This window comes from Paenibacillus sp. WLX1005 (genome assembly GCF_046603685.1).
Lineage (GTDB): Bacteria > Bacillota > Bacilli > Paenibacillales > Paenibacillaceae > Saccharibacillus.
The window spans coordinates 1,790,936-1,812,267 of sequence record NZ_CP176756.1 but is presented as its reverse complement, the minus strand read 5'-3'; the positions used below and the strand labels follow the sequence as shown (position 1 = coordinate 1,812,267).

Annotated in this window: 17 protein-coding genes; all 17 read right to left on the bottom strand. The window is 48.8% G+C overall.

Going from position 1 to position 21,332, the window contains the following annotated elements; translation table 11 throughout:
• Nucleotides 1–32: 32 nt before the first annotated feature.
• The 17 genes from ACE3MZ_RS07815 to ACE3MZ_RS07735 all read right to left on the bottom strand — a co-directional run bounded on the left by ACE3MZ_RS07815 (nt 33) and on the right by ACE3MZ_RS07735 (nt 21,131).
• Nucleotides 33–2,015, bottom strand: coding sequence for a fructose-specific PTS transporter subunit EIIC (locus tag ACE3MZ_RS07815; protein WP_411345886.1), 1,983 nt, complete (start codon nt 2,013–2,015; stop codon nt 33–35).
• Nucleotides 2,016–2,155: 140 nt separating this feature from the next.
• Nucleotides 2,156–3,067 (bottom strand): 1-phosphofructokinase, encoded by a 912-nt coding sequence (pfkB, locus tag ACE3MZ_RS07810; protein WP_411345885.1) that lies wholly within the window; start codon nt 3,065–3,067, stop codon nt 2,156–2,158.
• A gap of 2 nt (nt 3,068–3,069) precedes the next feature.
• Nucleotides 3,070–3,816, bottom strand: coding sequence for a DeoR/GlpR family DNA-binding transcription regulator (locus ACE3MZ_RS07805; RefSeq protein WP_411345884.1), 747 nt, complete (start codon nt 3,814–3,816; stop codon nt 3,070–3,072).
• 361 nt (nt 3,817–4,177) lie between these two features.
• Nucleotides 4,178–4,618, bottom strand: coding sequence for a hypothetical protein (locus ACE3MZ_RS07800; RefSeq protein WP_411345883.1), 441 nt, complete (start codon nt 4,616–4,618; stop codon nt 4,178–4,180).
• A gap of 135 nt (nt 4,619–4,753) precedes the next feature.
• Complete coding sequence (locus tag ACE3MZ_RS07795; RefSeq protein ID WP_411345882.1) at nt 4,754–5,662, bottom strand: ABC transporter ATP-binding protein; 909 nt, start codon at nt 5,660–5,662, stop codon at nt 4,754–4,756.
• Nucleotides 5,655–6,683 carry an ABC transporter ATP-binding protein gene (locus ACE3MZ_RS07790; RefSeq protein WP_411345881.1) on the bottom strand — a complete coding sequence of 343 codons (1,029 nt, stop codon included), beginning with the start codon at nt 6,681–6,683 and terminating at the stop codon, nt 5,655–5,657. The genes ACE3MZ_RS07795 and ACE3MZ_RS07790 overlap by 8 nt, the downstream gene beginning before the upstream one ends.
• Nucleotides 6,684–6,697: 14 nt before the next feature.
• A complete protein-coding gene (locus ACE3MZ_RS07785) occupies nt 6,698–7,543 on the bottom strand; it encodes an ABC transporter permease (RefSeq protein ID WP_411345880.1) in 846 nt (281 codons plus the stop codon).
• A 4-nt stretch (nt 7,544–7,547) separates the two neighbouring features.
• On the bottom strand, nt 7,548–8,498 hold the full coding sequence (locus tag ACE3MZ_RS07780; RefSeq protein WP_411345879.1) for an ABC transporter permease: 951 nt from the start codon (nt 8,496–8,498) through the stop codon (nt 7,548–7,550).
• Nucleotides 8,499–8,574: 76 nt separating this feature from the next.
• Nucleotides 8,575–10,185 (bottom strand): ABC transporter substrate-binding protein, encoded by a 1,611-nt coding sequence (locus ACE3MZ_RS07775; protein WP_411345878.1) that lies wholly within the window; start codon nt 10,183–10,185, stop codon nt 8,575–8,577.
• A 317-nt stretch (nt 10,186–10,502) separates the two neighbouring features.
• Nucleotides 10,503–12,233: a glycoside hydrolase family 43 protein gene (locus tag ACE3MZ_RS07770; RefSeq protein ID WP_411345877.1), complete on the bottom strand. Its 1,731-nt coding sequence runs from the start codon at nt 12,231–12,233 to the stop codon at nt 10,503–10,505.
• Complete coding sequence (locus tag ACE3MZ_RS07765) at nt 12,221–13,201, bottom strand: pectinesterase family protein (protein ID WP_411346730.1); 981 nt, start codon at nt 13,199–13,201, stop codon at nt 12,221–12,223. The genes ACE3MZ_RS07770 and ACE3MZ_RS07765 overlap by 13 nt, the downstream gene beginning before the upstream one ends.
• 186 nt (nt 13,202–13,387) lie before the next feature.
• Nucleotides 13,388–14,284 carry a dienelactone hydrolase family protein gene (locus ACE3MZ_RS07760; RefSeq protein ID WP_411345876.1) on the bottom strand — a complete coding sequence of 299 codons (897 nt, stop codon included), beginning with the start codon at nt 14,282–14,284 and terminating at the stop codon, nt 13,388–13,390.
• Nucleotides 14,285–14,495: 211 nt separating this feature from the next.
• Nucleotides 14,496–15,854: a glycoside hydrolase family 28 protein gene (locus tag ACE3MZ_RS07755; RefSeq protein WP_411345875.1), complete on the bottom strand. Its 1,359-nt coding sequence runs from the start codon at nt 15,852–15,854 to the stop codon at nt 14,496–14,498.
• 1 nt (nt 15,855) lies between these two features.
• Nucleotides 15,856–17,049 carry a glycoside hydrolase family 105 protein gene (locus tag ACE3MZ_RS07750; RefSeq protein WP_411345874.1) on the bottom strand — a complete coding sequence of 398 codons (1,194 nt, stop codon included), beginning with the start codon at nt 17,047–17,049 and terminating at the stop codon, nt 15,856–15,858.
• A gap of 38 nt (nt 17,050–17,087) precedes the next feature.
• Nucleotides 17,088–18,602: an extracellular solute-binding protein gene (locus tag ACE3MZ_RS07745; RefSeq protein WP_411345873.1), complete on the bottom strand. Its 1,515-nt coding sequence runs from the start codon at nt 18,600–18,602 to the stop codon at nt 17,088–17,090.
• Nucleotides 18,603–18,624: 22 nt separating this feature from the next.
• Nucleotides 18,625–20,127, bottom strand: coding sequence for an extracellular solute-binding protein (locus ACE3MZ_RS07740; protein WP_411345872.1), 1,503 nt, complete (start codon nt 20,125–20,127; stop codon nt 18,625–18,627).
• A gap of 44 nt (nt 20,128–20,171) precedes the next feature.
• Entirely contained in the window at nt 20,172–21,131 is a 960-nt protein-coding gene (locus ACE3MZ_RS07735) for an ABC transporter permease (RefSeq protein WP_411346729.1), read from the bottom strand.
• Nucleotides 21,132–21,332: the final 201 nt, after the last annotated feature.

Here is a 21,332-nt window from a genome sequence, read left to right as displayed (position 1 = left end):
TTACAAATAGGATGAAACTGAAACTGTTGAGATTAAGCTGCTTTTTGTTGTTCAGCCAATTTTTGAGCAACTGGCTTTTTCCATATGCCGAGGATTAGACCGGAGATTACCGCACCGATAACAACGGCAAGCATGAATAGTAGTGCGTGGTTAGCCAGTGCAGCGACGAAGATACCGCCGTGTGGTGCTGGCAGGTTGATGTGCCAGAACTGAGTCAGACCGCCTGCAACAGCGGAACCAATAATACAAGAAGTCAGTACGCGCAGCGGGTCAGCTGCGGCGAATGGAATAGCACCCTCTGTAATGAAGGACAGACCGAGTACATAGTTTGTCAGACCAGACTTGCGCTCTTGCTCCGTGAATTTGTTACGGAAGAAGGTAGTCGACAGTGCGATTGCCAGTGGTGGCACCATACCGCCTGCCATAACTGCTGCCATCATTGCACCGTTCGTATTGCCGCTCGATGTGAATACGCCGATTGCAAAAGCATACGCTGCTTTGTTAAACGGACCACCCATATCGATGGACATCATACCGCCCAGAATCAGACCGAGAATAACAGCATTCCCTGTACCAAGGTTGTTCAGGACGTTCACGAGCCATGTGTTAATACCACCAAAGATTGGATCGAACAGATAGTACATAATCGTACCAGTAATCAACAGACCTAGTACAGGATACAGCAGAATTGGTTTCAGACCGTCGATTGCTTTTGGCAAACCTTTGAGCAATTTACGCAGGAAGACGATCACATAACCTGCCAGGAAACCGGCAGCCAGACCGCCAAGGAAACCAGCGTTGGAGTTAACCGCCATCAGACCACCGACCATACCAGGCATCAAGGCTGGGCGATCACCGATACTCATCGCGATAAAACCAGCAAGAATCGGAATCAGGAAGAAGAATGCGCCTGTTCCGCCACCAATCGTTTGCAGCAGTTGGAACAGTTGGCTGTCTTCGCCTGCTGTTTGCTCGATCAGGAACGAGATTGCCAGCAGAATACCGCCACCTACAACGAACGGCAACATGTGCGAGATTCCGTTCATCAGGTCTTTATAAATTTTGCTACCTACGCTTGTTTTTTCTTTTGGTGCATCGCTATCTGTAGAAGCTTGACCGGAGCTACGGAAGATTGGCGCTTCGCCATTCATCGCTTTGCGGATCAATTCTTCTGGCTTGCGGATACCGTCGCTAACCGGACGTTGCAGTACGGGTTTGCCATCAAAACGATCCATATCGACTTTTTTGTCAGCAGCTACGATCACGCCGCTTGCACGACGGATTTCGTCAGCAGTCAGCGGATTGCCTGCGCCTTCAGAGCCGTTCGTTTCCACACGAATATTGACGCCCATTTCGCGGGCTTTTTTCAATAGAGAATCTTCTGCCATAAACGTATGCGCGATACCTGTCGGACAGGCAGTAACTGCAACGACGAATGGTTCAGCGCCTTCGCCACCAGTCAGAGAAGACGAAGCTTCCTGCTCGCGTGCATTTTCTTTTTGCTGCTCAGCTTCTTTTGCTGCTTTGGCAGCTTGACGTGCTTCTTCTTTGGCATCCGCTTCTGCTTGTTTGGAATCAAACAGGGCAGCAACTTCGTCCGGTGTCTGCGTATCCATCAATTGGGCGATGAAATCGCTATCAATGAGCAGCTTGGACAATGCAGCCAGTGTGCGCAGATGCGTATTTGCAGCGCCTTCCGGTGCAGCAATCATGAAGAACAGATGAGCCGGCTCGTTATCTAGCGATTCGTAGTCTACCCCTGCTTTGCTTTTCGCAAAAACGACGGTTGGCTCGTTCACCGCTTTGGTTTTGGCGTGTGGCATAGCAATCCCGCCACCGATTCCCGTGCTGGATTCGCCTTCGCGCTTCAGGATCATTTCTTTGAACAGGATAGGATCATTGATGCGTCCGCTTCCGGTGAGGCTGGCAATCAGTTCATCGATTGCTGCTTCTTTGCTGACAGCTTGTAAGTCCATGATCATGACTTCTTTGATCATCAGATCAGTAATTCTCATTGTGTACACTCCCTTAATATATATGACCGGCTCATACGGCACACTTGCCGTATCGCGCCGGTATTTGCTTTGGAATCCATTACCCACTGTGCGACAGATGATGTCAAAGCATATGATACCAATTGTAAAATGTGATGCAATTACAGACGTGTAATGCTCACCTGTGGCAACAATTCGTCAATCTTGGCGCGATCCGCCAGATCATCGGAAAATGCAGTTGCGCTACCAGAAGCTACACCAGTACGGAATGCTTCCAGACGGTCGCCGTTCAGTACAAGCGTACCGACAAAGCCACCAATCATAGAATCGCCAGCACCGACCGAGTTTTTCACTTGACCTTTTGGCACATTGGCATGGTACACCTCATCAGCAGTTACTAGCAGTGCACCTTCGCCTGCCATGGAGATCAGTACATTTTGCGCACCCATATCTAGCAGCTTGCGTCCGTGTCCGATCAATTCCTCACGGCTGTTGATCGTTACGTTGAACAATTCAGCCAATTCATGATGATTCGGCTTTACTAACAGTGGTCCGTGCTCCAATGCTTCCAGCAATGCCTTGCCAGTTGTATCGATTACGAACTGTGCACCTTTTTCCTTACAAACTGCGATCAGACGATCATAAAAATCTGCTCCTAGCGATGGCGGCACACTGCCGGACAGCACCAGTACATCGTCTTGTTGCAATGCTGATAGCTTGTTCACTAGTTGATCCGCTTCTTCGTTGCTAATTGCCGGACCAAGACCATTGATCTCGGTTTCTTCGCCGTGTTTCAGCTTCACGTTAATGCGGGTATCATCCTGAATAAATACAAAATCGGTAGCAATATTGTCCTGCTTGAGCTTGTCATCAATATAATGACCAGTAAATCCACCCAGGAAACCGATTGCTGTATTTTGCGCACCTAGTTGATTCAGGATGCGAGAAACGTTAATGCCTTTACCGCCAGGCAGTTTCAGATCGCGTTTCATACGATTCAGATCGCCCAGCTTCAATTCGTCAACTTCCACGATATAATCGATGGAAGGGTTCAATGTCACAGTGTAGATCATGTTTATCCCTCGATTATTTTAGTTTTATTCAAAATAGATGGTCGTGAATGCTCCGGTACTGCTTCAGTGATCAGTACCGCCTCTTGCAGATCAAACAGACGAGCAAAAGTAACTTCGCCGATCTTGCTGGAATCTGCCAGTATATACGTATGAGCAGCCAGCTCGTGGGCGCGTCGCTTGATCATTGCTTCTTCGGGATCGGGCGTTGTATACCCCATCTCGGCATCAATGCCGTTCGCTCCGAGAAAGCAGCGGTCAAACCGGAAATTATTCAGGTTTTCCAATGCCATGCCGCCGATGATCGCTTTGGTAAGCATTTTCATCATACCGCCGAGCAAATAACTGCGAATGCGCTTACTGACCAAGGCATCCACATGTGACAATCCGTTTGTAACGACTGTAATGTCTTTGGCTTCAATAAAGGGAATCATCGCCAGTGTTGTCGTCCCAGCATCCAGATAGATACATTCTCCATTCTGAATCTCGCGGGCTGCCAAACGAGCAATATGATGTTTCTCTTGAACGTTTGTGAATGTTTTTTCTTCCATACCGGGTTCTTCGCCCTTCTGATGCAGCAAAGTCGCTCCGCCATGGATACGCCTTAACAGTTGTCGCCCTTCCAGATCAATCAAATCGCGGCGTATCGTAGATTCCGAGGCACCGGACACATCGACCAGCTCCTGCAACTTAACGATTCCGCTGACCTGTAAGCGCTCTATAATCAGGTTGTAACGTTCCTCTGTAAGCATATTCATTCCCCCAACTGCTTTTTATACTACCACAAACCTGACAAAAAACAATCACTCTCCTTCAAAATAATTCAAAAAGTTTCAAGGATCGACGATTTTCGTTCACAATTGGATACAGCGGATGGATTGGGGAGAAAGCATCCACATTTTATCCTTTTTCTTCCTTTTTTCATTATCGGTAGCTGGCTTGAATTTATTACAGTATATTGCAGAAAAATACAAAAAGCTGACTTTGACCATCTTCAATAGATGATGATCGAAGTCAGCTTGTTTTGATAGGTGTTCTAATGCTTGCTTTTCTTACTTTTGATGAGGTACTCGTTATGGATTCATCGTTGGTTTGTGTATCGGAATATGATGGTTATGGGGTAGCTACGTATAGTGGTTCGATTCGGTACAACGATGCTGATACAGAGCGGATATGCCAACCGGATGATAAGACTTGTGCCAGCTTGTCTTGCTGTGCTTCGGTCAATGTGGCGACTACCGCTTCCTCACCTTCATCCAGAATCAATTCAGCTTCGATGTTGTAGGTAATATGCAGCCAGCTACGAATACCACGAATGGTATTGTATTTGATCCGATATCCGTGTTGAACAGCGGAGCGGTAAATGTCCGGTTCAGCAGCAGCAAAGGCAGCCAGCTCGCTGTAATCCCATTCATACACGCTCTCATCGACGGGCAATTGTTGGACAGCGCCGATGTTCAGCAGTTGCTGCTCATTCCAGCCAAGACTGCGTAACGCTTCCAGTAGTAAGGCATCCCACTGAGACAGCTTTACCTTTTCTATTGTATGCGACATTGCATTGCACGTCCTTTCTAATCGTTGAATTTCATTCTGTCCGATTACTCATATCTGTTCCTATCCGTTTCAATTAGGTTCGAGTTCGAGTTCAGACTTCAAATTCGGACTTCAAGTTCGTACCTACGTTTATTCTTACTTATAATCGTAAGCCACAAAATGTCCGGGGCTCATTTCTTGTAGTGGTGCTGCCTGCTCATTATTGCGAATCGCGGTGAAGCCGTCAAGGTGAATACGCTCGGCAGCTTTACCGGGATCGGTTTCCAAGATCGACGACAATAATGCACGCGTATACGGATGCTGTGGATTCTCGTACAATTCATCGCTATCTGCAACTTCTACCAATCGCCCTCCATACATAACACCGATTCGGTCGGAAATATGGCGCACCATCGACAGATCATGCGCGATAAACAGATAGGTCAATCCAAAGTCTGCCTGCAAATCCTCCAGCATATTAACGACCTGTGCCTGTACCGACACGTCCAGCGCCGAGATCGGCTCATCGCATACGATAAATTCTGGGCGTACTGACAGAGCGCGGGCAATGGAAATGCGCTGACGCTGACCACCGCTGAATTCATGCGGATACCGATGCAGATGATCCCGATTCAGACCGACTGTTTCCAGCAGATCGGCAATGATTTCTTTGCGCTCATTGCCTGCATTCATGCCGTGAATCTTCATCGGCTCGCTAATCAGCTCCAGCACATTCAGATTCGGATTAAGCGATGAATACGGGTCTTGGAAAATAGACTGAATGCGGCGTCGGAACGGCTTGAGCGCTTTCTCGCCAAGTGAACCGAGCGGCTGTCCATCAAATATCACTTCCCCATCCGTATAATCATACAATCGCAACATACAGCGCCCCACTGTGGATTTGCCGCTGCCAGATTCACCGACCAGACCGAATGTTTCGCCCCGTCGAATCTGGAAATTCACACCATCGACTGCACGCTGTACGCTAGTTGCCTGTCCACGCCAGTTGCGAGTACCAATAAAATGCTTTTTCAAGTTCTGTACATCCACTAGAATATCACTCATGATGCTCTACTCCTTCCAGTGCAGACGACGCTAACTGCTCATGTACAGGTACAACCTCATGCGATAACCAGCATTTGGAGCGATGACCCGGTGCCACCTCGGTAACTGGCGGCATCTCTTGACAGCGTGCAAACGCCTGCGGACAACGCTGTGCAAATGGACAACCGACTGGCGGATACAGCAGATCCGGCGGTGTACCTTCAATCGGCACGAGTCGTTCGCGTGAGCCGCTGCCGCGTTTGGGCAAGGAGCGCAGCAGACCTTTGGTATACGGATGCTGTGGTCGGTAGAAAATATCCTCTACACTGCCTTCCTCCATAATCAACCCGCCATACATCACAATAACGCGTGTGCACACCTGTGCCACCACACCCAGATCGTGCGTAATGAGTGTAATGGCTGTGTCCGATTGCTGTTTTAAACGTTTGAACAGATCGAGAATCTGTGCCTGAATCGTCGCATCCAGTGCAGTTGTCGGTTCATCGGCAATGAGCAAATCCGGCTTGCACGATAGTGCCATCGCGATCATGACCCGCTGACGCATACCGCCGCTGAATTCATGCGGATACTGACGCAATCGCACTTCTGCATCTTGAATGCCGACTTCTCGCAATAGTCGTGCCGCTTCCTGATTCGCCTCCTGCTTGCTTAGACCACGGTGACGACGCAGCACTTCGGTCAATTGCTGACCGATCCGTTTTAGCGGATTGAGCGAGGTCATCGGATCTTGGAAGATCATCGCAATGCGGTTGCCGCGCAGCTTGCGCCATTCCTTTTCCGACCATTGCGAGCAATCCTGACCGCGAAAATGAATCTGTCCGGCAGTGATGCGTCCGGGTGCGGATAGTAACGACATGACCGAGCGGGCGGTGACACTTTTGCCACTGCCCGATTCGCCGACGATGCCGAGTGTCTCGCCTTTGTCTACATGAAAGCTCACCCCGCGTACCGCCTGATTATCGCCGTCACGGGTAGCAAATGAAACGTTAAGATTGTCTACGGTCAATAGCCGTTCTGTCATGATGGATTCCCCTCCTATCGCCGGTTCAGCTTCGGTTCAAGACCGACCCGCAAAATGTCACCCAGTACATTAAAGCTAAGTACAGTCAGCAAAATCAGCAGACCCGGAAACAATGCCAAATACGGCGCCTGCGCGATATAGCCCTGCGCGCTGTTCAGCATACTGCCCCAGGTCGCATTCGGCGGCTGTACACCAAAGCCGAGAAAGCTTAGCGACGATTCCATCATAATCGCGGACGCGATATTATTGGTCGCGCCAACAATAATAACGGGAACGAGTCCCGGCAAAATATGATGCCGAATCATACCATTTGCTCCTTGTCCTGATGCACGCGCATACAGCACATATTCACGCTGCCGGATACTCATCGTCTCCGCGCGAACAATACGCGCTACATTCATCCACATTAACAATGCGATGATGACGATAATATTGCCTACGCTCGGCTTCAAAAATACACTGAGCAGTAACAATACGAGAAACGATGGAATGGAAGAAATCACATCCAGTGCTCGCATAAGCAGACTGTCAATCCAGCCACCAAAATAACCGCTGATCACACCAACTGCTACGCCGATGGCAGTCGCCAGAATCATCGAAGCAAAGCCAACCAGCAGCGATACTCTACCGCCATATAAAGCACGGGCAAAATAATCACGTCCATAATCGTCTGTTCCAAACCAGTGCGCCGGTCCCGGCGTGGCAAACTGCGATGTCGCATCCATCAGATTCGGATCATACGGCGACAGAAAGGCGAAGATTGCGCCTAGCGCCAGCACAATTAAGAGAAACAGCGAAGTCATACCCAGCTTGCTATCCCATAATGCGCGCTTCAAGTGGTTCCATTTCCTGTGGTTCATTGTGTCACCCCTTTGCCTTGATGCGCGGATCGACCACAGCATATAAAATATCAGCCACCAGATTGCCGAGAATCAGCATCAATGACGAGAATAGCGTAATGCCCATAATGATTGGATAATCCATCCCTTTGACAGCTGTCATACCAAGCGAACCGATACCGGGCCACGAAAAGACCGTCTCGGTGACGATCGCACCAGCGACCAGATCACCCATCGACATACCGAGCAGCGTAATGACAGGCAGCATCACATGCTTGATCACATGACGGAACAGTATCGTCCATGTATTGGAGCCAAACGCATATTGAATCTGTACATAATCTTCCTTGAGCTGACCGATGGTGCTGGAACGAATGTAGCGCACATACCCTGCCAGAAACCCAAACGCCAGCACTGAGCACGGCAAAATCCCATGACGAATCACATCGCTCGGCGATTCCACTCCAATCGTACGCATGCCCATACTAGGCAATAATGATAATTTGATTGCAAAAATATACATGAGCAAAATCGCTAGCCAGAACAGCGGCACCGAAATACCGATATACGCTAGCAAGTTAATTATTTTGTCTACCCAGCGGTTGCGATTCGCGCCAGCAATCAAGCCAAGCGGAATCGCCAGCACTACAGCGATGGCAATCGCGCTGCCCATCAGACCTGCGGTTGCAGGCAATCGCTCCAGAATCTGTCTCATTACAGGCTGGTGATTGACGAGCGAATAACCAAGATCGCCCTGCAACAGTTGCTTCAACCATAACAAATATTGTACATACGCCGGACGATCCAGACCGAGATTATGACGAATTCGTTCAATATCCTCGGCATGCATATTCGGCGTTACAAACGACAGCACCGGATCACCCGGTGCTAGCTTGATCATAGCAAAGCAGACGATAGAGACAAAAAATAGCAGCGGTATCGTTTGCAACAAGCGGCGGATAATCATTTGCCTCATGTTCCGCACTCCCTTCACAACAACAAATAAGCCGGGAAACCGGCTTATTTGCTGCTTTCATTATGAACATGGACGTTTATTGTTTTTGATAGATTTTGGACAAGTCTTCGAAAATAACAACTGGTTTCAGCACGGCTTGATCCAGACCGCCATAGTTTTTGGAGATTGCAACGACGGTTTTGGTGTACGCAATCGGATAGATTGGCGCATCTTCCGCAATGATAGTTTGCAGCTGTTTGTAGATGTCGCCGCGTTTGGTAGCATCGCCTTCACCCGAACCTTGAGCGAACAGTTGATCGACCTGCTTGTTGGAGTAATGGCTATAGTTGGACGAAGATCCGGTTTCAAACAGAATCCGGTACGCATCCGGGTCATAGCCCATAATGTAGCCGGTCAATGCCAGCTCATAATCGGTCGCTTTGAGATCAACAAACTTTTGTCCCCATGCAGTGGAATCCATATTTTGCAGCTCCACATCGACACCGATTTCTTTCAGCTTTTGCTGTACATAGAGGGAAACGGCTTCCTGTGCTTTGTTACCGGATTGCACGATCATGCGCAGCTTCAGATTCGTAATGCCCTGCTCAGCAAGAATTTGCTTCGCTTTGGCAGCATCGTTGTCGTAGGTTGGTACATCGTTCGTTTGATACAATCCGTCCGGTGTCTCGAATGATTTGGCAGGATCAGCATATTCGCTGGACGTATAGGTTGTCTTGATCAGCTCATCGCGATTCAGTGCGTAAGAGAGCGCCTGACGCACTTCTTTTTTGGACAGGACGCCAGTGTCGCTGTTGGCATTGAACATCAGATATGCCAGACGACCTTCACTGTACGATTGAATATCAAAATTACCACTGGCTTGAATAGTTGCTACATCACGCGGGTCTAGGTATTGTACGTTGATCTCGCCATTTTGCAATGCTAGATTAGCAGCATTGGCATCTTTGGCGATACGGTAGGTTACGCTATCCAGATGCGGTTTGCCACCAAAGTAGTTATCAAAGCGATCCAGTGTTACGTATTCACCGTTTTTATATTCTTTAAATTGGAATGGACCAGAGCCGACTGGAGAATCGTTTTTGCTGCTCTTTTCCAGATCGGTTTCGCCTTCAAAAATATGCTTTGGAATAGGGGATACTTGTACAAGCGATGCTTCAAATGCTGGGCTGACTTGTGGCAGCTTGAATTCCACCGTCAGATCGTCCACTTTGGATACTTGTACCGGTTTGTTGTTAATAATAAAGCCGGAACGCAGGAAGCTATTCTGCTTCTCGTCAAGGATACTGTCGATGGTGAACACAACGTCATCTGCGGTCAGCTTCTGCCCGTCGTGCCAGGTCAGGTCTTTTTTCAACTTGAGTGTGTATGTAAGCTGGTCGGCAGAAGGTTCCAGACTTTCAGCCAGATAAAATGTCTTTTTGCCATTGTTGACTTGGAACAGTGGTGCATACAGTGCCTGGTCAATCGTCAAGCTGACCCGATCCCCTGCATATAATGGATTCAAAATTACCGGATCGGATGCTACACCGATAATCAGGCTACCGCCATCCTTCGGCGTGCCACTATCTGCGGCTGTGGAGCTTCCGGTTGTCGCTGTTGAGCTAGTGCCGCCACTGTTGCCCGAGCAAGCTGCCAGAAGCAGTGTAAACAGCATTGCGATAACCAGACCTTTAAACTTGGTATTCATGATTCTCTATCCCCCATCAATAAATTATGCTCTCTTGCTTGTACATAACAAATATAGTATATCGGTTTAATCGGAATTACAATGCTGTAATTTTGCCTGATATGACATTATTTATAACAATATGATCGTTTTGTATATGCCAGTTTGGTATTAAGCAGTAGTGGCGGCGTATGTGAGCCAATGGAGCAAGTGAGATGAAGCATGTTTTATTTTCAAAAAATATGTATTGCGCACTCCCACCCTAGCATTCTCTATATGAAAAAGACTGCCATCGCTGGCAACTCACACCAGTACGATGGCAGTGTAGAACTCTCTATTCATTCCCGTCCTTCATAGCGAAAATGACTAAAGTCGGCATAGCTGCCTTTGAATTGATACATATCGTGTGCGGCGATGCCAACAAAATTTCCAGTGAAGCCGCCGGACAGAAACGAGATATGCTCCTCATTGTATAGCGCTGTCCATTGCTCTTGTTCAGACACTCGGTAATAAAAACGGGCTGTCGTTTGTTGCACTTCTACCGCTAGATAAACCGTAGTCTGTTCCGGTACTACGATCACCTCAGGATACACATAAAATTGATCTGCCGCACAGCGCATCAGACGGATAACCTTCCCTGCACAGTCGCGCGTAATACACGCATATAGATAATTGTCTTCATTCAAATACAATACCAAACCCGCCATTTGCAAATATTGCTGTGGCTCATAATCCAGCGCAGTTTCAGCACGGAAGCTGTGATCACGCTGCCGGAGTGCAACGATATGATGACGGAACAGACTCTGAATCGACTCGCCGCCATACAATCGCAAATGCCCCGGACGCTGCCGGAGGGAGCACCAGTCCTCATCCGCCAGTATGCGCAGCGTATTCCATTGCGGATGCAACGTCTCCTGATCAAATTCATCGACAAAAGTACATTCACAGGACGAAGCGAGATTCATCGTCGGCGTATTGTTTGCCACAAAACCATAGGACATCGGTTCCGCTTGGATCATGGATTCCATCTTGGAAACAACTTCACTATCGGTCGTGTTCAAACGATGCGGCACGTCTAAGTCTGCTGCCAGTCCGCTTGGTGCTGGTACGGCTAGCTGTGGCAACTTCCCGCCACTACTCAAACGCAGCCATCCCTGTTCATCCCAATACACCTGCTGAATCGCGGTTTCACGTCCAAGAATCGCATATTGTCCGTCCAGTGGGCGAGTACACAGATGCGCCATATACCACTCTCCCGCAGGTGTCTCCACCAGACTGCCATGTCCGGCACATTGCAGCGGCCACTCTGCATTCCCGCTCGATGTCATCATCGGATTATGCGGATCGACTTCGTACGAGCCAGTCAGATGACGAGAGCGTGCAACTGTCACGGCATGCCCCGTACCTGTTCCCCCTTCGGCGGTGATCAGATAGTAATAGCCGTTTCGTTTATATATATGCGGAGCTTCGGTTTTCTTGAGCGGTGTGCAGTCGAATAGCTTGATCGGTTCGCCGATCAACTGACGAGTACGATGGTCATATTCTTGCATAACAATACCACTCGATTTATTCCCCTCGGTGATCCGATAATCCCACAGCGCATTGAGCACCCATTTGCGACCGTCTTCATCATGAAACAGAGACGGATCAAAGCCACTGCTGTTCAGATACACTGGTTCGCTCCACGGACCGCGAATATCGGTTGCAGTGATCAGATAGTTGTGATCATCTTTGAACGGGCGCTTTGTACTTTTCACATCGGTATACAGCAGGTAAAATTGTCCGTCCGCATAACTGAGCTGCGGCGCCCAGATGCTGCAATTTTTTGGATTGCCTTGTAGCTGTACCTGATGTCTCAAAATATCCGTACAATGCTGCCAATCTACCAGATTGCGCGACTCATACACCCGTACACCGGGCAGCCATTCAAACGAAGATACTGCGATATAATACACATCTTCGACTCGTAAGATGGACGGATCAGGATTAAATCCTCGTAATACCGGATTGCGAATCATTGCGCCGCCGATGTCTGTTGTCGATGGATCGCCACTATTTATAAGGGACATGAATATTCCTCCTCTTCCTTCCAGAAGCATTCGCCGTCAAATATAATTTCTTTGCGCCAATCCTTATCATCGCCGATTTCGCAGACTGCCCAGTTTACCCGATGATAGCGCCAGATGGATGCGGATTCCGCATGATATTCTCGATAATCGACCGTCTGCTCATTGTTGGTATTATCCCAGTTATCCCAGCCTGCCGGATGAATATGATCGCCAAGTGAACATTCCACCCAGACCGTCTGTGCATACTCGCGCCATGGTCTGCCTAAGTATACCGGCGCAATGTCATCATCACCGGTTACAAAACAGCGATGGAACACATATCCGTACGGTTGCCCTTGAGGCGTGGATGCTGCGGTGATATAGGTGGACTGATTATCATAATGACGCAGACTATGAATATGGCACTGGTCAAAATACGCCGTTGCTCCGCCAAATATAAAATCAATCGTGCCTTCGATATAACAATGCTCATACAGCTGACGATACTGTGCATGCTGCTGTATCAGTTCAATCCCGCCAAAAAGCGCCCGTTCCTTTGGCTTGGGCGGTAATGGTCCGGTAAACAGCGTATCCTGATATGCTCGCAGCGTGCAGCGACGGAAGACAGAACGATCACAATGTGCATACAGCGCCACTGCCTGTCCAATATTGACTCCTTGCCCTGCTGTATTGCTAATGATCAGATTATCCAGCAGCAAGTCACTACCACCGACAAATACAGTCGCCGTTGCAAAGGTGCCAATCTCCTCGCCCTGTTCATTATGCTGACGTGCATGTCGGTTCATCGTAATCTCTACACGACCCAGACCGTAAATGTGTAGACGTGAGCGGTGAATGATCACCGTTTCCTCATATGTACCTTCCAGAATAAAGAGCGTGTCGACAGCAGCGTCACCATGTTGCTCCAGTGCATCGACCGCCTGCTGAATTGTTGAATAATCGCAAAAGGAAGCTTTGCCTACAGTCAGTTGCATATGCCCATTCTCCTTTGCTGATGTTGGGATCAAAATAGAAGCGCCCGACAAGGAAAAAGCTGCCGGGCGCGGATTGTCATACTTCCTGTTCCATCGTTGTACATTCATATGAAGACTCTCATGATTTCAAATCCGATCATGATACGATCCTATAATCCCTATGATCCTATCCACCATGTGCTATCCGAGATGCTTTTTCAAAAACGGCTGCCACGCAGCACGCATCTCCATCGTCTCCATATGACCACCGCTGCCGATTACCGGTTGCCAATGTTCTGGATAGCCAGCTTTGGCGTACAGCTCGTGCAAGCCTGTATCCAGCAACTGCACGCCTTCCAGCGGACAGAGACGATCATTCTTACCGACCAGACTCATGCGTGGACGCGGGACGATCCGTTGCTGAATATCCAGTGTGGAATAGTACTTGAGCAAACCGGGCACATAGGAATAAAAGCCGTGGTGATCCAAGCCGCGCTTGGTGATCAGCGTCTGCGCATCGACCTGTGCGCTAATGTCAACGATCACATCAATACGCTCATCCAGCGCTGCCAACCACCATGCCATCAGCCCGCCCATCGACATACCAATCGTGCCAATTCGGTTGGCATCGATCTCCTGACGTGTACACATATAATCCAGCAATCGCATATTGTCGTATAGCATCATGCCCCATAGTACTTTGCCCTGCCAGAGCATTTCTTTGACCGTTTCGCTCTCGCTCTTGCCACCGCGTTCATTGAAGCACCACATATCAATGCAAGCAACCGCATATCCCATACCTGTGAGCACCGAAGCAAAGGACGTCTGCTGCAAATACGGACTACTGCGAATCAATTCCCGCCGACCATTCGTGTAATCGCCGCCATGCGAATGATTGAAGATCACGAGCGGAAAAGGTCCTTCTCCCTCCGCGGGCAGTGCCACATAAGCAGGCACCTTTTCCAGTCCGTTCAGCTCCAGCAGCAGCGTCTCCAGACGATAACCGTCATACAGACGACGCTCCAGCGATTGCGCAATGACAGGCACTGGCGCTGGCAGATCGCCAAGCAGTTTGACCAGCTGATCCTCCTTTTGCATATGCAGACTCCTTTCGCAGATGGATTCGGATACTCATCGATAGGCATAAGATAGGCAGACCATTATTCATTGTTTATCATCAGTCATCAGTCATCAGTCATCAGTCATCAGTCATCAGTCATCAGTCATCAGTCATCAGTCATCAGTCATCAGTCATCAGTCATCAGTCATCAGTCATCAGTCATCAGTCATCAGTCGCAATTGTAACTGATCAGCTTGGGGAATTGGCAATCACTTCGGTCGTCACCCGTTCTACCAGCTGTTCTGGCTTGGCGGTATTGCGGGAGTGACAATCGATGATCTCGACCTCATCGCCATTTTCGATATAAAAGGCAGGTCCTTCATGATTCTCAATCGTCACCCGGTGAAAGCGAACATCGCGCACATTCCCCAGATAAAAACCACGGTTGTTCATATCCTCAATGCCCGCCATCATCGCTGGACGACCGGGAATCGCATTCTCCGCCATAGAAATGTCAATATCGGAAAAGGTCACTTCCGATACATACTGCTCCGCCAGTCCGTACAGAAATCCAGCCGCAGCATGTACCTGACGCGCAGTAATATTGGCAAAATGAATCCGACGGAAGCGTGGTGTCTCGGCGGTGATTGGATATGGATGTTTGTCCCAGACGTATTTATCCTTGCCGCGCGGTCCGCAGAAATAATACAGATTCATAATAAACGGACAGATAACATCCTCCATCACAAGATTGCTAATGCGAATATCCTCCACTGTGCCGCCACGTCCACGCCGTGATTTCAAGCGAATGCCGCGATCCGTCTGTTTAAAAATACAATTGCTGATCGTCACATTACGAATATCGCCGCTCATCTCGCTGCCGATCACCACACCGCCATGCCCGTGCAGCATTGTGCAGTTAGTGACGGTAATATTCTCGCATGGCACCCGTTCCGGCGTATCCTCCGTGCCGGACTTGATCGTAATACAATCATCGCCGACATCAATATGGCAATTGCTAATATGCACATTGGTGCATGATTCCGGGTTGATGCCATCTGTATTGGGCGAATCTGCCGGATTTAGAATAGCTATATTATCCACCGTCACATTGGTACAGCAGATCGGATTGACTGTCCAGCTCGGCGAGTTGCGCAGCTGCACATCACGAATCGTAATACGACTGCAATGGTCAAAGCTAATCAGCTTGGGACGCGGATATTCCAGCTTATCTGGTTCATTGCGGAACAGATCCCACCATGTCTGCCCATTCCCCTCGATCATGCCGCTACCAGTGATCGAGATGTTGGTCAGCTGTTCTCCGTAAATGCACGACGCATGAACAAGTCGCTCTGCCCCTTCCCAGCGTGACGATACTGCCGGATAGTCCGCCGGATCGGTGCTAAACGACAGCACCGCCCCCGGGCTGAGATGCAGCTCAATATGACTCTGCATCAAGATCGCTCCCGTACGGTATGTACCCGCCGGAATATGCACCGTGCCGCCACCTGCACGCGCCGCTGCTTCGATTGCCGACGAGATCGCTGCCGTAGATGACTTGCTGGAATTCCGCATTGCACCGTAATCGTCGATATTGTATACGGTCATATTATTGCTCCTTCCCACTCGGAATCGACGATACCGAATCTTGCCGCTGATGCTGGGCAGATGGACGCTCCTGATTCAGATGCTCATATTCAGCACATGCTTGCAGGAATGCACCCAGCCCTTTCTGATCATTGGTCACAATCGGCTCGCTGATATAGTAGGCAAAGGTGCCATCCCGCTGATCTGCACCGCCTAGCCCAGCAACCTGACAGTTTTTGTTGTAATTAATCCAGCCTTCCTTCGTTTCCAATACAAATTCGGAGATCATGCCAGCGTATGCCCAGTCTGCCGTTTTTAGCCAGTCTGGTTCCAGTACGCCAAGACGAATGCCTTTGCTGATTGCATACACGAACATCGCGCTTGCCGATGCTTCCAAATAATTGCCTTTGCGTTTGCCCTGATCAAGTACTTGATACCAGACACCCGTTTCCTCATCCTGATATCGTCGTACAGCGGTCAATGTATCGTTCAGCATACGCTCCAATTGTTCGTAATGCGTATGCTCTACCGGCAGAATCTCCAGCACATCCACTAGCGCCATCACAAACCAGCCAAGTGAACGTCCCCAGAAGTTCTGCGACAATCCCGTATCGGCATTGCACCACGGCTGCTGCCGCTTCTCGTCCCACGCATGATACAACAGCCCAGTTTGTGCATCCTTCGTATGACTCTCACACAGAATGAACTGCTTGGTCACATCGTCCACATCGGCTGCATCGCCGTAGGTCAGCGCATATTCCAGATAAAAGGGCGAGCCCATGTACAATCCATCAAGCCAGATTTGATACGGATATATCTGCTTGTGCCAGAATGCGCCTTCCGATGTGCGTGGATGCGATTGGAGCTGCTTACGCAGTAGATCAGCGGCTTTGCGATACTTCTCTTCGCCGGTTTTGTTGTGCAGCATAAATAGCAGCTTGCCGTTGTTAATATGATCGATATTGTATTCATCTACCGCATATCCGCGAATACTGCCGTCTTCCTGTACAAAATAATCCATATTGTGGCGGATATAATCGATATACACTGGATCGCCTGTTTGCTGCCACAATAACTGAAATCCTTTCAAAATCACGCCATAATCATACGACCATTTGCCATGATGTACCCGATCTTCATGCAGGTATGGCTGACGTTCCATAATCGACTTTGCCGTTCGGATCGCCCATTGCGATTGCTGATCCCAGTTGTTCATCGTTGTCCTCCTCCAAAGAATGATGACTGCCTTCGCTCTTATTTGCCGACTTGCTGATATGCGGCTTCGTATTCGGAAATGATGCTGTTGCCGCCGGAGTTTTTCCAGTTTTCCAACGCTTGATTGAAGCCGTCACGGTCGATTTCGCCCAGAATGTATTTGTATGTCGCATCGGTGATAATCTTTTGCAGTTCGGAGCCTTGTGTATTATACGTTTCCGAATCCAACGCATACGCCGGGTTCAATACCGCATAATCAGCATTTTCTTTGATTAGCTTGTCCGCTTGTTGCTTGAGTGGATCGGCATCATGGATCTGATAACCGCTTTCCTTCGGACGGCTGGATGCAAATGGCTGCACTTCTTGCTGCCACAGATCGGTATTGATAATCGTGACTGCGTCTTTGTCATCTACCGTATAATGCGTGCCCTCGATACCATATGTCATGAGCGCATACGAATCTTCATCCAACAGATCGTTTACGAATTGTAAAATGCGTTTCAGCTGTGCTTCGTCCTTCACTTCGGTACGTGGGAACGCTAGCAAACCGCCGATGCCATTGTTAGCTGCCCAGATGGCGCGATCTTTTTCATTGCCGGTAGATGTAATATCGTTAACCATCACCAGCTCCATATTATTTTGCAGACCTTTTGCCATATTAAGCAGGTTTTTACTGTCAAACAGCGCGCCGACGTAAATGCCTGCTTTGCCTTGGGCAAACTTCTGCTGCTGATCGGTTTTGGCGGTAACAGCAAAGTCTTTGTTAATATAGCCGTTATCATACAGCTCTTTCATATAATCCATCGTCTTCATATAACCGTCGGTCATAAATTCCGGTGTCATCTTGCCGTCGGAGCTAACCTGCCAGTTATTCGGTGTGCCGAAGTAGGAGCCGAGCGTCTTGAATGCTCCATAGATCAGATCGTTGCGGTCAACAAAGCCAGTCGTATCGTTCTGTCCGTTACCGTCCGGGTCTTTTTCGGTAAATGCTTTAGCAACTTCCATCAGCTCATCGGTTGTTTTTGGTACTTTCAGACCGAGCTTATCCAGCCAGTCCTTGCGGATGGTAACACCGTTACGTGCCAGATCCTTTTGAAACGGAATGCCGTACAGCTTGCCACCGATTGATGCGGACTTGATCGTCTCCGGCGAGATCTTCGCCAGATTCGGGAACTCCTTCAAATACGGCTCCACTTCCCAGAATAGACCGGATTTGAGCGAGTTACGTACAGAGGAATTGTCCAGCATCGTCAGCGTCACAATATCCGCCAGCGAGTCGGATGCGAGTGCGGTATTGATCCGTTCTTCCTTGGACGCATCTGGAATCCATGAGAATGTAATATCGGAATTGGTTTTCTCCTCCAGCTTGTCGAGCACGGTATCTGTCGGCGGCGAAGCGGTATGCAAAATGTTGAGCCAGCTAATATTCGCTTTGGAATTGGCATCATATTCGCCGGATGAAGCGCTTTGACCACCACAGGCAGTCAGTAGGAATGCGCTACTGATGACGATAGCAGCCGCTTTTTTGATCGCGTGTTGCGGAGCTTTTTTCATAAATCTTCCCCTTTTCTGATGGTTATTTGTTCTGTACCACTTTGTAAGCGGCTTCATATTCTTCCTTGATTTTGGTTCCGCCTGCATCTTTCCAGCTTTGCACCGCTTGTTTGAAGCCTGCTTCGTCAATCTCGCCCATAATGTAGCGGAAGGTTGCATCGGTGATCACCTTTTGCAGCTCAGTTCCTTGCTCGTTATTCGTTTGTGAATCAAGCGGTACGGTTGGATCAAGCACTGCGAATTTGTCGTTTTCCTTGATCAGCTCGTTCGCCATTTCTTTACGCGGATTGGAATCTTTGAGCTTGTACGTTACTTCGCTCGGACGAGAAGCGGCAAATGGCTGCACATCTGCTTGCCATTTATCCTGATTGATAATTTTGAAGGAACCGTCTGCATCGATCTCATAATGCTCACCTTCAATGCCGCCGGTCATGTACATAAATGCTTCCTTGTCCAGCAGATCGTCTACGAATTGCAGTAATCGTTTCAGTTCAGCTTCAGACTTCACCTCTGACTTAGGAAAAGCGAGCAAACCGCCGACACCGCTGCCTTCCGACCAGATATGGTACTGCCCGTCGCCATTGGAGATTTTGTTGACCGGCACTAGCTCCATGCCTTTTTGCAATCCTTGTGACATATTTTCCAGACTGGCGATATCAACCATACCGGTGTAAATGCCTGTCCGACCTTGTGCAAATTGCTGCTGCTGATCCGTCTTTGCAGTGACCGCGAAGTCGCGAGTCAGGTAGCCATTTTCATACAGCTTACGCGAATAGTTAAGCGTATCCATATATTGAGGCGTATCGAACTCTGGTGTGAATGTGCCGCTGTCATCGACTGCCCAGCCGTTCGGTGTGCCAAAGTAGGAGCTGAGCGTCTTGAAGCTGCTATATCGCAGATCAGAGCGATCGCCGAAGCCTACCGTATCATCCTTGCCGTTGCCGTCGGGATCATCCTCGGTGAAGGCACGCGCTACGTTGTATAGTTCATCCAGCGTCGTTGGCACTTTCAGCCCGAGATTATCCAGCCAGTCCTTGCGCAGGATCAGACCGGAGCGCGCCAGATTTTTCTGAAAAGGAACACCGTACAGATGTCCTTCAATTGAAGCGGCTTCACGTACATTTTGCGGAATTTGTTTCAGATTGTCATAGCTGTCGAGATATGGTCCTACATCCCAGAACAGACCCGATTTGAGCGAGTTGCGCACTGTCGAATTGGTCATCATCGTAATCGTAACCATATCTGCCAGTTGACCAGAAGCGAGCGCGGTCGTGATCCGTTCTTCCTTGGACGCATCGGGAACCCAGCTAAATTGAATCTCGGAATTGGTATACTGCTCCAGCTTGTTCTTGACTACATCCGTCGGCGGCGAAGCCGTATGTAGAATATTCAGCCATGTAAAATTCAGCTTCGCATTCGGATCATACGTCTGATTCGCCTCTGCCTCGCTACCATTGCCGCAACCTGACAACACAGTCGTTAACGCCAATGCCGCCGCCAGTACCATACTTGCTTTTCTTCTCATCCTTATATCCCCCATGAGCCAGAATGGATAAAACGATATGCGATTTAATACACGCCGTCCTCGCCAAACTTCTTCGCCAAGCGGTTCGCCAGCATGATTAAGACGAGACCGACCAATCCTTTGAACAAGCCGACAGCTGTACTGAAGCTAAGCTGTCCATTTTTCAAACCAGCGGTATAAATGTAAGTATCAAAGATCTCCGCTACTTCGCGATTCAGCGAATTAAGCAGCAAATACATATGTTCAAAGCCCAGATCGAGCGTGCTGCCGATCTTCAGAATCAGCAATGTAATGATAACCGGACGAATCGCCGGTAAAGTGACGTGCCATGTTTTGCGCCAGCGGGATGCGCCATCCATCTCAGCCGCTTCATACAGCTGCGTATCAACCACAGTGATCGCTGCCAAATAAATGATCGTCGACCAGCCCAACTCTTTCCAAATGATCTGCGCCATATACATCGTACGCAGCCATTCCGGCGACGTCAGGAAGCTGACTTTGGGCAATCCAATCGCTGCCAGCATCTCATTGACGACCCCGCCATCTACCGTCAGAAATACGTATGTGATGGATACGATAATGACCCATGACATAAAGTGCGGAATGTAGATAATCGTCTGAATGGCATTTTTGAAATACCGATGTCTCACTTCATTAAGCATCAGCGCTAGAATGATCGGCAACGGGAAAAAGATGACGATATTCAGTGCAAACAAAATGAGCGTATTGCTTAACAACATAAAAAAGGTAGGCTCTGTAAACAGCCGAACAAAGTGCTTCATCCCTACCCACGGACTGTCCGAGATGCCGAGATATGGCTGGTAATCCTGAAAGGAAATGATCAGCCCACCCATCGGCAAATACTTGAAAATAACAAAATAAATAAAGCCCGGCAAAATCATCAAATACAAAAATTTATTACGCATAATGCCGTAGCCGCCCTTTTTCTTAACGGCTTTGTTCTCCTGTTCCAATTCCAGTGCCGCAGCATCGGACATCTTCATTCCGTTTGATATCTTCACCGGATGCCAGCCTCCTCTATGCAATCTCGCTTACGTGTTCCAGATTAAAGGAGCATCGTCATTCCGTATATAATCATCTTATGATAACGCTTGCAAAATATTGATGTTACGCCATTTCCAGACTGGTCATCTCATCTGGTGATTATGTTGTGAGGTAATGATTATCCCGCTTCAATCGACGAA